Below are 12,764 nucleotides of genomic sequence, written 5' to 3'. Positions count from 1 at the left end.
TTGTTAACTCACCTTGGGTGGGCGGCTTGTCACTCTAAAAAAACCTAATGGGTTTATATGGTTATGCTGGTTTGATGAATAACTGCACAGGGTTTGGATTTTAATTAGTCGTTAAAACTTATATAGTGGGGGGCACCCTACGGGTGTCCCGCAAGGACGATCGCCGCGAGCTTGGGCGAACCCCAAAAAAAAGACCAAAGAGGAATTAGTCGTGCTTGAAACATACCGTAAACACGTCGCAGAACGTGCCGCCGAAGGCGTGGTTGCCAAACCTCTGGACGCAGAGCAGGTCGCCGCCCTGGTTGAGCTGATCAAGAATCCGCCCGCCGGCGAACAGGACTTTCTGAAAGAACTGTTGTCCTCCCGCATTCCCCCGGGTGTTGATGAAGCGGCCTATGTCAAAGCCGGCTTCCTGACCGCCGTCGCCAAGGGCGAGGCCCATTCCCCCATCCTGACTGCCGCCGAAGCCGTCGAGCTGCTCGGTACCATGCAGGGTGGTTACAACATTCAGCCGCTGATCGACCTGCTGGACGATGCGACCCTGGCTCCTCTTGCCGCTAAGGGCCTCTCCCACACCCTGCTGATGTTCGACTCCTTCCACGACGTGGAAGAGAAGGCCAAGGCGGGCAATGCCCACGCCAAGCAGGTGCTGCAATCCTGGGCCGACGCCGAGTGGTTCCTGAACCGCCCGGCCCTGGCCGAGAAGATCACCGTCACCGTGTTCAAGGTGACCGGCGAAACCAACACCGATGATCTGTCGCCGGCGCCGGACGCCTGGTCCCGCCCGGACATTCCGCTGCACGCCCTGGCGATGCTGAAGAACGCCCGTCCCGGCATCACCCCGGACAAGGATGGCGTCATCGGCCCCATCAAGACCATTGATTCCCTGAAAGAGCAGGGCTTCCCGCTGGCTTACGTGGGTGACGTGGTCGGTACCGGCTCTTCCCGTAAATCCGCCACCAACTCCGTGCTCTGGTTCATGGGCGACGACATTCCGTTCGTGCCGAACAAGCGTGCCGGCGGCGTCTGCCTCGGTGGCAAGATTGCCCCCATCTTCTTCAACACCATGGAAGATGCCGGCGCCCTGCCCATCGAAGTGGACGTCTCCAAGCTGGAAATGGGCGATGTCATCGACATCTTCCCCTATGAGGGCAAGATCACCCGCCACGGCACCGACGAGGTGCTGGCCCGGTTCGAACTGAAGACCGAGGTGCTGATCGATGAAGTGCGCGCCGGTGGCCGCATTCCGCTGATCATCGGCCGCGGCCTGACCGACAAGGCCCGCGAAGCGCTGGGTCTGCCGTTCTCCACCGTGTTCCGTCGTCCGCAGCCTGTTGCCGACACCGGCAAGGGCTTCACCCTGGCTCAGAAGATGGTGGGCAAGGCATGTGGCGTGGAGGGCATCCGCCCGGGCACCTACTGCGAACCCAAGATGACCACGGTCGGCTCTCAGGACACCACGGGCCCCATGACCCGCGACGAGCTGAAAGACCTGGCCTGCCTCGGTTTCTCCGCCGATCTGACCATGCAGTCCTTCTGCCACACCGCGGCCTATCCCAAGCCCATCGACGTGCAGACCCACCACACTCTGCCGGACTTCATCATGAACCGCGGCGGTGTGAGCTTGCGTCCGGGTGACGGCGTCATCCACTCCTGGCTGAACCGCATGCTGCTGCCGGATACCGTGGGTACCGGTGGTGACTCCCACACCCGTTTCCCCATCGGTATCTCCTTCCCGGCGGGCTCCGGTCTGGTGGCCTTCGCTGCCGCCACCGGCGTGATGCCGCTGGACATGCCGGAATCCGTGCTGGTGCGCTTCAAGGGCGAGCTGCAGCCGGGCATCACCCTGCGTGACCTGGTCCATGCCATCCCCTACGCCGCCATCCAGAAAGGGCTGCTGACCGTCGAGAAAGCGGGCAAGAAGAACATCTTCTCCGGCCGTATCCTCGAGATCGAAGGTCTGCCAACCCTGAAGGTGGAGCAGGCATTCGAGCTGGCGGACGCCAGCGCCGAGCGCTCTGCCGCTGGTTGCACCATCAAGCTGGATAAAGAGCCGATCATCGAGTATCTGAAGTCCAACATCGTGATGCTGAAGTGGATGCTCTCCGAAGGCTACGGCGACGTGCGCACCATCACCCGCCGCATCAAGGGGATGGAAGAGTGGCTGGCCAACCCGGTACTGATGGAAGCGGACAAGGATGCCGAGTACGCCGAAATCATCGAGATCGATCTGGCCACCATCAAGGAGCCGATCCTGTGTGCGCCGAACGATCCGGACGACGCCCGTCTGCTGAGCGACGTGGCGGGTGACAAGATTGACGAGGTGTTCATCGGTTCCTGCATGACCAACATCGGCCACTTCCGCGCCGCTGGCAAACTGCTCGAGAAGTATCAGGGCGAGCTGCCGACCCGCATGTGGATCGCCCCCCCCACCAAGATGGACAAGGATCAGCTGACCGAAGAGGGCTACTACGGCATCTTTGGTCGGGTCGGTGCTCGCATCGAAATACCCGGCTGTTCCCTCTGTATGGGCAACCAGGCGCGCGTGGCGGAAGGGGCCTCCGTGGTCTCCACCTCCACCCGCAACTTCCCGAACCGTCTGGGCAAGGGTGCCAACGTCTATCTGGCTTCTGCGGAGCTGGCCGCGGTTGCCGCCATCATCGGCAAGATCCCGACCGTGGAAGAGTATCTGCAGTACGCCAAGACCCTGGACGCCACTGCGGCCGACACCTACCGCTACCTGAACTTCAACGAGATCGCCTCCTACACCAAGAAGGCCGATGCGGTGATCCTGCAGCAAGCGGTCTGAGACTCGCCGGTCTGACCACTGAAAATAACAATGCCGCGTCTCGACGCGGCATTTTCCATTTCAGGGGGCTGCGCGATAATGACCCGCCATGCCCAGCAACGGCGTCGTCGATTTGCCTGGTACGCGCGTTGCGCTTTCGTTGTCTGGCCATGATGGCCCCACCGCTTCCTGGTGGGCATTTTTATACCGCGGTACCTGCGAAGCGGGCCCGCGCATTGCGGCGTGGTTGCTATGTTTCTGTTCCGGATTGATCTGGCCCGCATGAAGTGGCGCCTTGGTTGTGCCCTGCTGGTGTTGGCCCTGCCCCTGGTGGTGGGAGGGTGGATGGTGCATGACAGCTACGAGCAGGAGCTGAAAAACGATGCCAGTGCGTCAGCCAGCAAGGCCAGAACCTTGCTGGAGCGCATGCTGGATCAGGCCGAGCGGGCCAACCTCGAGGTATTGCCGCTGGCCGGTCGCTCCTGCAGCGACAACCTGTTGCTGCTGCGCAAGCGGGTGGCGCTGGAGCCGTTCCTGCGCTCCATCAATCTGGTGCGACAGGGGATCATCAACTGCACCTCGCTGTTCGGGCCTGCCAGGGAAGTGGATGACGGCTCCCGCTACACGGATCGCAAGTTGCTGCTGATGAGCGGTAACCTGGTGCGCAAGAATCACCCCTTGCTGGTGGTGCGTCAGGAGCGGGGGCGTGATGCGGCACTGAGCGCCATTGACAGCAGCCAGCTCAGTTTCATGCTCACCCTGAGCAGCGATCCCAGCGAGCTGTTCTTGCAGGTGGGGTCCGCCTGGCTCGATGAGTCCGGCCACTTCCAAAGCGATCCGCCGAAACTGCACAGCAAGTTTGCCCTGATACTCGCCTCCCAGCGTTACCCCTTCACCATCCACGCCGGTTATGCCATGCCGATCTACTGGCGTGCCCTGTGGGAGGCTCGCCATCTGCAGCTGATCTGGCTGGGAGCCAGTTCGCTGGTGCTCTCACTGCTGGTGTGGTGGCTGCTTGGGCGGCCGGGGGCCCTGACGGACGAGCTGAGACGCGGGCTGCGAGCCAGGGAGTTTGTCCCCTATCTGCAACCGCTGATCGCCAGCAAGGGCGGCAAGATGGTGGGAGCCGAGGTACTGATGCGCTGGCAACATGCCACCGAGGGGCTGATCCGCCCCGATCTCTTCATCCCCCAGGCGGAAGAGTCTGGCCTGATCGTGCCCATGACGGTCAACCTGATGAAGACGGTGGCCAAGACACTCCACCCGGTACAGGAGCAGTTGCCCGAGGCATTTCACATCAGCTTCAACATCAGTGCCATCCACTGCCGGGACCTCTCCCTGGTGGCGGAGTGCCGCGACTTCCTCGGCCATTTCGTTCCGGGACGGGTGGTGCTGGTGCTGGAGCTCACGGAGCGGGAGCTGCTGGTGACCAGCCCGCAGACCCTCTCCCTGTTTCGCCAGCTCGACGAGATGGGGGTGCAGCTCGCCATCGATGACTTTGGCACCGGCCACTCCAGCCTCATCTATCTGCAGCAATTCCACGTGGACTATCTCAAGATCGACCGCTCCTTTATCGGCCGTATCGGGACGGAGTCCCTCTCCGAGCACATCGTGGACAACGTCATCGACCTTGGGGGACGGCTGGGGTTGTCCCTGGTGGCCGAAGGGGTAGAGACGGAGCAGCAGGCCGCCTATCTGAGAGGCAAGGGGGTCCAGTATCTGCAGGGATACCTGTTTGCCCGCCCCATGCCGATACGCCAGTTCTGCCGGGAGCTGACGGCGGGAGAGATACAGGTCGCCGCCGGGCGCACCGCCCAGGGCTAGGCCGCGCCCACCAGGCTGTGCAGCCAGTTCACCAGGATGTCGTGGGGGCTGCCGGGTTCGGGAGGGGCGGGGGCGAGCAGGTGATAGCCGGTGCCGTCGGGGACGAAGCCGAGCGGTGCCACCAGCAGGCCGGCCTCGATATCGTCGCACACCTGGCGGTAGGGGCCGATGGCGACTCCCAGCCCGGCGACTGCCGCCTGCAGGCTGAAATAGAAGTGCTCGAAGGTCTGACCCGGCACCTCCTCGTCGGCGGACATGCCTGCGTGCTGCTGCCACTCCAACCAGGCGCCCGGACGGGTCTTGGTGTGCAGACGGGGGGCCGTTGGCCTGAGGGCCTGCACATCCCCCCTGGATTCAAAAAAGTGCGCCACCTTGCCCGGCGGGCAAACAGGGCCGGTCCGCTCCTCGAACAGCAACTGGTTGTAGAGCTCGGCAGGCCAGTGAAAGTCGTTGCGCCGGATGGCGAGATCGATGCCGCTGCCAAAGCTGAGGGCGCCGCCGCCCGCCATCAGGTGTACGTCCAGCTCCGGGTGCAGGGCCTGGAAGGCGGGCCAGCGCGGGATCAGCCAGCGCATCAGGAGGGTGGGTTCGCAGGAGAGCACCAGTGATTGAGGGCGGCTCTGCTGGCGCAGGGCCTGCGCCGTCTGGCGGATGCTGCCCAGCCCCTCTCTGACCGCCTGATAGAACCGTTCACCCGCGTCGGTCAGAAAGACCCGGCGCTGGCGCCGCTCGAACAGCATGACCCCCAGATCCTCCTCGAGCAGTCGTACCGCCCGGCTGATGGCGCCATGGGTGAGGTGCAGTTCGTCGGCGGCGCGGCCGAAATGCTCGGTGCGGGCCGCCACCTCGAAACAGCGCAGGGCGGTGAGGGAGGGAAGCGAGAGGTCTTTTTGTGAGTTTTTTTCACCATTCATGTCAGAAATCATCGTTCGTTATTGGTGTTGTTGGCAAATAAAATAGCCGATATCCCCTCTAATCAGGACTATTTTCATGACCGAACTGTTAGCCGTTGTCGCCATTACTCTCTTTGCCGTCATCAGCCCCGGGCCCGACTTTGCCATGGTGTCGCGTAACAGCCTGCTGCTCTCGCGCCGCACCGGCGTGCTGACGGCGATCGGCATCGCGGCCGGGGTCTGCGTGCACGTGGCCTACACCCTGCTGGGGGTGGGCCTGCTGATCCAGCAATCCCTCTGGCTGTTCAACCTCATCAAGCTGGCAGGGGCCGCCTATCTCATCTTCCTCGGCATCAAGATGCTGCGGGCCAAACCGGCTGCCGATGAAGAGAGCATCTGTCAGCCTGCCCTCTCCAGTCTGGGTGCGCTGCGCACCGGATTTCTGACCAATGTGCTCAATCCCAAGACCACCATCTTCATCGTCAGCCTCTTCATGCAGGTGGTGCAGCCGCAGACGCCGCTGGCGGTCCAGATCGGCTATGGCGCCTTCATCGCGCTGGCGCACGCCCTCTGGTTCGGTGCGGTGGCGCTCTTCTTCTCCACCCCGTCGGTGCGGGCTCGTCTGCTGGCGGTGCGTCACTGGATCGATCGGATCTTTGGCGGTCTGCTGGTGGGATTCGGCATGCTGCTGGCGCTGACCCAACCCTCGCGCTGAGGGGGAGGGGGCGGGTCCCCCTTATCCACCCTCGAACAGCAGGGGCTTGTTTTTCATGCCTTGGCGCGCGCTTTTCGGTAGAATTGCCGCTCATTTTGAAGTCAGATGAGGCGCGGTATGACGGTCAGGTTCCAGGCATTTCACAGCATCAAGGCGATTGGCAATCGGGAGGTGCTGTTCAACTGGTCCAGGACCAACCCGCTCGGCGCCCTGGATCAGGTGTGGCGCCCGCAAAACCGCGACGAGCTGCAGCAACTGCTGCGGGAATACCCGGAGCGCAAGCTGCGCCTCATCGGCTCCGGCCTCTCTTTCGAACCCATCCACAGCGTCTACGCCGAGGGCAGCCAGGCGCTGCTGGTGGACCTGCACCACCTGCGCGGTCAGCTCGACAAGAGTGTCGATACCGTCACCTACCAGGCGGGCACGCCGCTCGATACCGTCTATGGGGATCTCATCGCCATGGATCGCATGCTGCCGGCATCCCCCGGCGTCATCGGCATCCAGACCCTGGGCGGTGCGCTCAGCACCGGCACCCATGGGCAGGGATTGCACCAGTCCGCCCTGTGCGATGCGGTGGCTGCCCTGACCGTGATGCTGGCGAGCGGCGACATCATCCGTGTGGATCGCACCGATCCGCGCTTCGGCGCCTTCGTGATGGGCATGGGGATGCTCGGCATCCTGCTGGATGTGACCCTCAACACTGTGCCCAACCGCATCATGCGCTGCACCAAGTTCACCACCGACTACCCCTTCCTGCTGGAACACAACGAGCGCCTCAACCGGGAGCACGCCTTCGTGAAGAGCTGGTGGTTCGCCTGGACCGGCGAGAGCCACATCTGGCTGGTGGATCCCGCCTCCGATGACGAGGTGGCCCGCTACCGGGCCGGGGGCAGCGAGCCGCTGGTGCTGGAGGGAGACATGGACGAGCGCATGAACCTGGCGCTCAATGCCACCATAGACGCGACCCTGCAGAAGATGGCCAGAGACACCAAGGACGAGGCCAGGGCAGGCGAGCACTTCGAGACGGTGCGCCGCTTCAAGGACGCCTCGGATCTGGTGGGCAACGTCTACCAGATCCTCTGCAAGGGGATCCCGGCGCCCCAGATCAACTGCGAGGTGGCCGTGCCCCTCGAACGCATGGGGGAGGCCCTTGAAATCCTGCAGGCATGGCAGGAGGCGAACCCCGGCGTGCTGCACTACCCCTTCATCCTGCGCTGCACCGGTCCCTCCGTGGCCTGGCTCAGTGCCGCCCATGACAAGTCGGTGTGCTGGATAGGTTTTCTGGTCTATCTGGCGGCAGACGGGACCTTCGTCGGGGGCTCCATGGAGCAGATGCGCGAGTTGCAGCAACTGCTGGTGCCCCTCGGCGGTATTCCCCATTTCGGCAAGCACCTGGCGATGGACCTCTACGACTTCCCGGCCCTGTTGCCGCGCTGGCACGACTTCCTGGCCCTGAAGCGGGAGCTTGACCCCCATGGCCGTTTCGAAAACCGCTGGCTCGGCGACCTGTTCGCCAACCGGTAAGGATCTGACATGACCGATATGCAAGACACTCGCTTACTCATCCTCCTGCCGATCAGAGGGGGGGCATCCCTATGACAGACATGCAAGACACCCGCATCCCCGTGACCCTGCTGACCGGTTTTCTCGGCAGCGGCAAGACCACCTTGCTCAACCACTGGGTCAAGCAGCCCGAGCTCGGGGAGTGCGCCGTGCTCATCAACGAGTTCGGCTCCGTGGGGCTGGATCACCATCTGGTACAGCAGGTGGACGAGCAGGTGGTGCTGCTCGATTCCGGCTGCATCTGCTGCTCGGTGCAGGGCTCCCTGGTGGAGGCGCTGCAGGGGCTTTTCATGAAGGCCATCCAGCGCAAAATCAAACCCTTCAAACGGCTGATCATCGAAACCACTGGTCTGGCCGATCCGGCCCCCGTGCTGTTCACGTTGAGGGAAGAGGGCTTTATCGCCCAGCGCTACCGCTTCGACGGCACCGTCACCGTGGTGGATGCCGGTCATATCGAGCAGCAGCTGGCCGCTCAATATGAGGCGGTCAAACAGGTGGCGCTGGCGGATCTGCTGGTGGTGAGCAAGGGCGATCTGGTGGATGAAGAGACCCTTGCTCGGGTGGAAGCCCAACTGGCGGCCCTCAATCCGGCAGCCCCCATCCAGCGGGTCAGCAATGGGGTGCTCTCACCTGCGGTGCTGGAGAAGCTCGGCGCCTACAACGAGGCGGCGGGGCGCGACGTGCGCCAGTTGCTGGCCTGGCTGCGTACCGAATCCCCGAAACAGGGGCTGGCTTCGCCCATGCAGCCGAAGATGACGCCGTTTGCCGCCAAGGTGGGGACGGCCGCGCCCACCCGCTTCGAGCACGGCAATATCGAAAGTTTCTCCCTGCGCATCGGCGAGCCGCTCAAGCCTTCCCGCCTGCTGGCCGCCATCGATGCGGTGCAGGCGCAATACGGTGATGCCCTGCTGCGTCTCAAGGGGATATTGCAACTGGAGGGGGAGAGCCAGCCAGTGGTGATCCACGGCGTGCACGGCCAGCTCTATCCGTTGCAGGCGCTGGGGGAGTGGCCCGAAGGCAAGGCCCAGTCCCGGCTGGTGTTCATCGTGAAAAGCCAGGACAGGGTAGGCATAGAGCAGTTGTTCCTCTCGACCCTCAAGGCTCCCGAACCCAGCCTGGAAGAGCACCTCAAGGCCATGCTCGGCCAGCCGGATGCCTGATATGCTGATATGACCCGCGCTCGTGCGGGTCTTTTCTTATGTGATGAGGAGAGACAGAACCATGCCTGACAGCTCCCCGATGGTGACGCCCGCCCAGCGCAAATGGCTGCCCTGGCTGACGGCGGTCGGTTTTTTCATGCAGACCCTGGATGGCACCATCCTCAACACTGCCCTGCCCAGCATGGCCGAGGCCCTGGGCGAGAGTCCGCTGCAGATGCAGTCCGTCATCATCGCCTACATGCTGACGGTGGCCCTGCTCATTCCCGCCTCCGGCTGGCTGGCGGACAGATTCGGCACCCGCCGGGTCTATCTGGTCGCCATCCTGCTGTTTACCCTGGGTTCCCTGGCCTGTGCCATCGCCAACACCCTGCCCATGCTGGTGATCGCCCGGGTGTTGCAAGGGGTCGGGGGGGCCTTGCTGATGCCCATCGGGCGTCTGGCGGTGCTGCGGGTCTACAGCAAGCATGAGCTGCTGAGGGTGATGTCGTTCGTCACCATCCCCGGTCTGCTCGGCCCCCTCATCGGCCCGGCCCTGGGGGGCTGGCTGGTGGAGGTGGCGAGCTGGCACTGGGTCTTCCTCATCAACCTGCCGGTGGGCTTGCTCGGCTTCGTGGCGAGCTGGCACTTCATGCCCGACCTTCGCCAGCACACCGCCAGGTTTGACTGGCAGGGGTTTGTGCTGTTCAGTGTCGGCATGGTGCTGGTATCCGTCGGTCTGCAAGGCCTGGGGGAGCACAGCATCTCAACCGGCTGGGCCCTGTTTGCGGTATTGTTCGGTCTGGCCGCCATGGCGAGCTACTGGCTCTATGCCGCCACGGCGGAGCAGCCCTTGTTCAGTCTGGCGCTGTTCAAGACGTCCACCTTCGCCATCGGTATCTGGGGCAATCTGTTTGCCCGCCTCGGCAGCGGCGCCATGCCGTTTCTCACCCCGCTGTTCCTGCAACTGGGGCTCGGCTTCTCCCCGAGCAAGGCGGGGATGACCATGATCCCCACGGTGATCGGCGCCATGCTGACCAAGACGCTGGTGAACAAGCTCATTCCGCGCATCGGTTATCGCCGCATCCTCATCGGCAACACCCTGGCGCTCGGGGCCATGATCGCGAGCTTCTATTTCATCGACAACCAGGTGCCCCACGGCGTACTGCTGGTGTGGCTGGCGGTCTTTGGCGCCATCAACTCCCTGCAATTTTCCGCCATGAACACCCTTACCCTGCAGGATCTCAGCAGCGAGCACGCCAGCAGCGGCAACGGTCTGCTGTCGGTGGTGATGCAGCTCTCCATGAGCCTGGGGGTGGCCATCGCCGCCAGCCTGCTGGGGCTCTTCTCCATCGGCCAGCCCGAGGAGAGTGGCCGCTGGCTGGAGGGGTTCCACCTCACCTATCTGTGCATCGGCCTGATGTCCATGCTGGCGGCGCTGATCTTCGCCCAGCTGGCGCGGGAAAAGCGCTGAGTCCCAGGCTCAGGGGGCGGGCAGGTAGCTCACGTCGCAGGGCAATCGGGCCAGCAGTCCGGCCAGGTGGGTGGTCTCCAGCAGGAAAGTCTGCTCGGGGTGGCCCGGCGTCCAGGTAAAGGCGTGGTGATTCATGAGCACGGGATCCACCAGCAGGGGGATGTCGGCGCGGGGCAGGAAGGGGCAGACGGCTCCCGGCAGGCAGCCAATCTCGGTCTGCATCTCGTCGGCGGTGCAGATGGAGGGTTTGGCACCGAGCGCCGCCTTGACCGCCTTGCTGTCGAGCCGGCCGTCCCTGTGGGTCAGCAGCAGGGCGAAGCGACCATCCTTGAATTTGAGGAAAAGGGTCTTGCTGAACTCGGCCTGCCAGCCGAGGCGAGCCTTGACCCGCTCGTCGGTGGCGTAATCGAGGATGGGTTCGTGCTCGAAGCGCTGGTGGGGCAGGTCGGTGAGCAACTGACGGTTGAAGTCGTGGATGGCATCGAGTGGCATGGGGTTCTCCTGTGATGGCGGTCATCCTGCCACTTGCACCGGCGCAGGCCCAATCACCGTTTCTTATCCGTCATCAGCGGAGTCATCAACAAGGGCCCCCGAGGGTGCCCTTGTCGTTCAGTGATGCTGCAATTCGCCCGCTTTCCAGTGGAAGGGAATGGGGTCAAGGCGCTGAGAGGCTTTGTCGTAACCTGCCCACAGCTCAGCGATGGTGCGACCATCGATGGGATGGCGGAATGTGGGAGCCAGCTCCGCCAGCGGCCAGAGCACGAAGGCGTTGGTGAGGATCTCGCCGCGGGGCAGCACCAGCGGTGTCTCGCAGACCAGCTCGCCGTAGAGCAGCAGATCGAGATCCAGGGTGCGCGGGGCGAACTTCTTGGCATCCGGCTCGCGGCCGTGAGCGAACTCCATGGCGCGCAGCCGCTGGCACAGGGTCGCCAGGGGCAGCTCGGTATCGGCACCCACCACCAGGTTGTAGAAGGGGCGGCCGTTGAAGCCCACTGCCTCGCTCTCGAATACCCGGGAGACCTGCAACTCGCCGAATTCGGCGTGCAGGGCATCGAGGCCGGCGCGGATATGGCGTTCCCGAGCGATGTTGGATCCCAGACTGATATAGATGCGGGTCATCAGCTGGCGCTCGCAGCCGGCGTGCGATGGCGCAGGATCTCGACCCCGACGCCTGCCGCATTGGGCACGGCACCCGGTTTGGTCAGGGTCACCTTGACCCACTGTACCCGCTCGTCTTCCAGCACCAGGGCGGCGACCTGCTCGGCCATGGTCTCGACCAGCTCCACTATCTTGCCCTGGGCGTGATCACAGATCTTGCGAGAGAGGGTGGCGTAATCCAGCGCCAGATTGATATCGTCAGTTGCGGCGGCTGGGCGGTTGTCAAACCCCATCTCGAGGTCGAAACAGAGCTTCTGGCGAATGCCTTTCTCCCACTCATATACCCCTATGGTGGTCAAAACCTCGAGTCCGCGAATAAACACCTTGTCCATGACAGTACTTCTTCTTTACTCTTGATGGGCTGTGAAAACAGCGCAGGGATGCAGGCCCGGCAAGCAGATTGCCGCTGGCGGCCGGTTTGGGCGACACGCTTTCGGGCAAGCCCGGGCCTGGGAATGTGGCCCGCATCATACCCCATTCATATCGTGGTAAAAACGACCAAGATGACGGCCCTGACGATTTTGATGATTATTCTGGCCTATCTGGGCGGCTCGCTGTCCAGTGCCGTGCTGGTTTCCCGCATCACGGGTCTGCCGGATCCCCGTGACCATGGTTCCCACAACCCGGGGGCGACCAATGTGTTGCGCCTCGGCGGCCGGATGGCGGCGCTGATCGTACTGCTTCTCGACGTGCTCAAGGGGATGGCCCCCGTCTACCTCGCCTGGTATCTGCAGATCAAGCCCGTCTACCTCGGCTTTATCGGGGTGGCCGCCTGTCTGGGCCACATGTACCCCCTCTTCTTCCACTTCCGTGGCGGCAAGGGCGTCGCCACCGCCCTCGGTACCATGCTGCCCATCGGCTTTGCCATGGGCGGCGCCGTCATCACCACCTGGCTGCTGGTGCTGCTGGTGAGCGGCTATTCGTCACTGGCGTCCATCGTGACCGTGTTGCTGACCCCGCTCTTTACCTATCTGCTCAAACCGGAATACACGTTGCCGGTCTCTCTGCTCTCCTGTCTCATCCTGATCCGTCATCACGAGAACATTACCCGCCTGCTCAAGGGGGAGGAGTCCCGCCTCTGGGGGCGCCGGGGAGCGGTCCCGCCAACAGAAGTGATGAAAATGGATGATGCTGCGCAAAAAAGAGACGAACGAGACGAAAAGTGAAATTTCCCGTTGACCACCTGCCCTAAAATCCGTTTAATAGCGCCCAC

11 protein-coding genes are annotated in these 12,764 nt (G+C 63.2%); 7 read left to right on the top strand and 4 right to left on the bottom strand.

Features of this window, described 5'->3' with window-relative positions; translation table 11 throughout:
* Positions 1-211: 211 nt before the first annotated feature.
* Both acnB and I6L32_RS04590 read left to right on the top strand, forming a co-directional pair.
* Positions 212-2,809, top strand: coding sequence for a bifunctional aconitate hydratase 2/2-methylisocitrate dehydratase (gene acnB, locus I6L32_RS04595; protein WP_119197031.1), 2,598 nt, complete (start codon positions 212-214; stop codon positions 2,807-2,809).
* Positions 2,810-3,040: 231 nt separating this feature from the next.
* A complete protein-coding gene (locus tag I6L32_RS04590) occupies positions 3,041-4,612 on the top strand; it encodes a cyclic diguanylate phosphodiesterase (protein ID WP_041211776.1) in 1,572 nt (523 codons plus the stop codon).
* Here I6L32_RS04590 and I6L32_RS04585 read toward each other — a convergent pair.
* Complete coding sequence (locus I6L32_RS04585) at positions 4,609-5,526, bottom strand: LysR family transcriptional regulator (RefSeq protein WP_045522142.1); 918 nt, start codon at positions 5,524-5,526, stop codon at positions 4,609-4,611. The two genes, I6L32_RS04590 and I6L32_RS04585, sit on opposite strands and share 4 nt — an antisense overlap.
* A gap of 76 nt (positions 5,527-5,602) precedes the next feature.
* Between I6L32_RS04585 and I6L32_RS04580 the strand changes: the two genes are divergently transcribed.
* The 4 genes from I6L32_RS04580 to mdtD all read left to right on the top strand — a co-directional run bounded on the left by I6L32_RS04580 (position 5,603) and on the right by mdtD (position 10,393).
* Positions 5,603-6,220 (top strand): LysE family transporter, encoded by a 618-nt coding sequence (locus I6L32_RS04580; protein WP_045522141.1) that lies wholly within the window; start codon positions 5,603-5,605, stop codon positions 6,218-6,220.
* Between the two features lie 117 nt (positions 6,221-6,337).
* Entirely contained in the window at positions 6,338-7,744 is a 1,407-nt protein-coding gene (locus tag I6L32_RS04575; protein WP_045522140.1) for a D-arabinono-1,4-lactone oxidase, read from the top strand.
* A 71-nt stretch (positions 7,745-7,815) separates the two neighbouring features.
* On the top strand, positions 7,816-8,943 hold the full coding sequence (locus I6L32_RS04570; RefSeq protein ID WP_029314837.1) for a GTP-binding protein: 1,128 nt from the start codon (positions 7,816-7,818) through the stop codon (positions 8,941-8,943).
* A gap of 61 nt (positions 8,944-9,004) precedes the next feature.
* The gene (mdtD, locus tag I6L32_RS04565; protein WP_010675801.1) at positions 9,005-10,393 is read left to right on the top strand and encodes a multidrug transporter subunit MdtD; all 1,389 of its coding nucleotides are present in this window, start codon (positions 9,005-9,007) and stop codon (positions 10,391-10,393) included.
* Positions 10,394-10,402: 9 nt separating this feature from the next.
* Here the strand turns inward: mdtD and I6L32_RS04560 are convergent, their stop codons facing one another.
* The 3 genes from I6L32_RS04560 to folB form a co-directional block, all read right to left on the bottom strand.
* Positions 10,403-10,885, bottom strand: coding sequence for a YbaK/EbsC family protein (locus I6L32_RS04560; RefSeq protein WP_042864868.1), 483 nt, complete (start codon positions 10,883-10,885; stop codon positions 10,403-10,405).
* A gap of 117 nt (positions 10,886-11,002) precedes the next feature.
* A complete protein-coding gene (folK, locus tag I6L32_RS04555) occupies positions 11,003-11,512 on the bottom strand; it encodes a 2-amino-4-hydroxy-6-hydroxymethyldihydropteridine diphosphokinase (RefSeq protein ID WP_167826513.1) in 510 nt (169 codons plus the stop codon).
* On the bottom strand, positions 11,512-11,883 hold the full coding sequence (gene folB, locus I6L32_RS04550; protein WP_113069559.1) for a dihydroneopterin aldolase: 372 nt from the start codon (positions 11,881-11,883) through the stop codon (positions 11,512-11,514). Before folB ends, folK begins: the two co-directional genes overlap by 1 nt.
* 171 nt (positions 11,884-12,054) lie before the next feature.
* Here folB and plsY point away from each other — a divergent pair, with 171 nt between their 5' ends.
* Positions 12,055-12,717 (top strand): glycerol-3-phosphate 1-O-acyltransferase PlsY, encoded by a 663-nt coding sequence (gene plsY, locus I6L32_RS04545; protein WP_053288103.1) that lies wholly within the window; start codon positions 12,055-12,057, stop codon positions 12,715-12,717.
* Positions 12,718-12,764: the final 47 nt, after the last annotated feature.

Origin of the sequence: Aeromonas sp. FDAARGOS 1402 (assembly GCF_019046925.1) — a bacterium.
In the GTDB taxonomy this organism is placed as follows: domain Bacteria; phylum Pseudomonadota; class Gammaproteobacteria; order Enterobacterales; family Aeromonadaceae; genus Aeromonas; species Aeromonas caviae.
This window is presented reverse-complemented; position numbering and strand designations above follow the sequence as displayed.